This is a genomic window from Hymenobacter agri (genome assembly GCF_054778495.1).
In genome coordinates, this window is record NZ_BAAGZM010000615.1 from 1 (window position 1) to 2510 (window position 2510).

The 2510-nt window shown below is 66.1% G+C and carries 3 protein-coding genes; all 3 read left to right on the forward strand.

All coding sequences use genetic code 11. The annotated features are described in order from the left end of the window. The coding region (locus tag ACYVDE_RS20160) for a hypothetical protein (RefSeq protein WP_460503329.1) at positions 1 to 199 on the forward strand (199 nt) is incomplete at its 5' end. Positions 200 to 358: 159 nt separating this feature from the next. After that, positions 359 to 1807 carry an alpha-L-fucosidase gene (locus ACYVDE_RS20165; RefSeq protein WP_460503330.1) on the forward strand — a complete coding sequence of 483 codons (1449 nt, stop codon included), beginning with the start codon at positions 359 to 361 and terminating at the stop codon, positions 1805 to 1807. Between the two features lie 23 nt (positions 1808 to 1830). After that, positions 1831 to 2510 (forward strand): glycoside hydrolase family 3 N-terminal domain-containing protein (locus tag ACYVDE_RS20170; protein ID WP_460503331.1); only part of this gene is annotated, 680 nt, incomplete at its 3' end.

Below are 2510 nucleotides of genomic sequence, written 5' to 3' on the forward strand. Positions count from 1 at the left end.
GGGCATCACGCCAGCCACGCTGCGAGCAGTGGTGCAGGGCACCGGCGCGCGGGAGTTTCACGCCAGCGCCAAAAAGCGCCTGCCCGACCCACCCGCCGCCAAAGCCACCGAGTTTGACGCGCCCCGCTGGGAAACCGATGCGGCCATTGTGCAGGAACTGGTGGCGCAGCTGCAGGGGCTGGGCCGGGAGCAGACTTGAGGACCCGACAAATCAGTTTGATTGACTTTGCCGCCTGCTACTGCCGCAAGCCTGACAGGAAGCATCTGTGAATTCCTTCAGCCGCGCGGGGGCGGCGTTAGCTGATTTAACTCGCGCCGGCTTTAATTGGCGCAACAATTTTACCCTCCTCACCGGCCTATGAACTTCCGAAAAGCTGCCCTGGCCCTGCTCGCGACGGCCGCCCCCGCGGTACTGCCGCTGCGGGCGCAACAATTGGGCGTGCACCCGCAGTCGGCCGAGTACGAGATGCCTACCGACCCGCTGGTGCAGCAGAAGCTGGCGAAGTGGCAGGACCAGAAATTCGGGCTGATTCTGCACTGGGGGCTGTACGCCGTGCCGGGCATCATTGAGTCGTGGGCGCTGTGCTCGGAAAGCTGGATTGAGCGCGACAGCACCGTGGCCTACGACGACTACAAAAAATGGTACTGGGGCCTGAGCCGGCAGTTCAACCCCACCAAGTTCGACCCTGCACAGTGGGCCCGCGTGGCCCGGCAGGCGGGCATGCGCTACCTGGTGTTCACCACCAAGCACCACGACGGCTTCGCCATGTTCGACACCAAGCAGTCGGATTTCAGTATCACACACGGCCCGTTTGGCCAAGACCCGCGGGCCGACGTGGCCAGGCATGTGTTCGACGCATTTCGGAAGGAAGGCTTCATGCTGGGGGCGTATTTCTCGAAGCCCGACTGGCACTCGGAGTATTTCTGGTGGCCGAAGTACGCCACGCCCGACCGCAACGTGAACTACGACATCCGCAAGTATCCGTGGCGCTGGCGGCAATACCAGCAGTTCACCTACAACCAGATTAGCGAGCTGATGCACGGCTACGGCCCGCTGGACATTCTGTGGCTGGATGGCGGCTGGGTGCGGCCCCGCGAAACCGTGAACGCCGAAGTGCGTGCCTGGGGCGCCCCTATCCCTGAGTTCAGCCAGGACGTGAACATGCCCCGCATTGCCGCCATGGCCCGGCAGGCCCAGCCCGGCATCCTGCTGGTGGACCGCACTGTGCACGGCCCCTACGAGAACTACCAGACGCCCGAGCAGCGTGTGCCCGACCACCGGCTGGATAACCCGTGGGAAAGCTGCCTGACCCTGGCCAACAACTGGGGCTACGTGCCCAATGACCAGTACAAGTCGCCCACGCGCATCATCCACACCCTGGTGGAAGTGGTGGCCAAAGGCGGCAGCCTGCTGCTAGGCGTGGGCCCCAAACCCGACGGCACCCTGGCCGACGAAGCCGTGACGCGCCTCCGGAAAATCGGCCAGTGGCTGCAGGTGAACGGGGCCGCCATCTACGGCACCCGCCCCGCCGCGCGGTACCAGGACGGCCAGACCTACTTCACCCAGGATAAAAAAGGCATCCGCTACGCCATTGCCTGCCTGCCCGAAAACCAGCCGGCTCCGGCCACGCTGGCATGGACCGGCAACCTGCCCAAAAAAGGCAGCCGCCTCACGCTGCTGCAAACCGGCCAGGCTGTAGCCTGGGCCCGGCAGGGCGACAAAATAACGGTGACGCTGCCCGCCACGCTGGCCAGGCCGGCCGGGGCATACCCGGCGCTGGCGTTTGCCTTCACGGCCGAAAAATAGCCGGCATATTTTCCTCGCTTCTCATGCGCAAGCTGCTGGCTCTCGGGCTATTCTTCCTCACCCAAACGGCCGCCGCCCAGCCGGGCCGGCCGCTCTACAAAGACCCGCAGGCCCCCACCGAAGCGCGGGTGCGGGACCTGCTGGGCCGCATGACGACGGCCGAGAAAGTGGGCCAGCTCTCCACGGTGCTGGGCTGGGAGATGGTCGAGAAAACCGGCGCGCGGGTGGGCATCAGTGCCGCGTATAAAAAAGCCGTTGATGAGCGCCACATCGGCGGCCTGTGGGCCACCCTGCGCGCCGACCCCTGGACCCGCAAAACCCTGACCACCGGCCTCAATCCTGCCCAGGCCGCCGAAGCCACCAACGCCTTGCAGCGCTACGCCGTGGCGCACACCCGGCTGGGCATTCCGCTGCTGCTGGCCGAGGAGTGCCCGCACGGGCACATGGCCATCGGCACCACCGTTTTCCCAACGGCCATCGGCCAGGGCAGCACCTGGAACTCCGCCCTGCTGCAACAGATGGCCGCCGCCATTGCCACCGAGGTGCGGGTGCAGGGCGGCCACCTGGGCTACGGGCCAGTGCTGGATTTGGCCCGCGAACCGCGCTGGTCGCGGGTAGAAGAAACTTTCGGCGAAGACCCCGTGCTCACCAGCCAGCTGGGCGCGGCCGTGGTGCAGGGCATGCAGGGCCGCAGCCTGCGCAG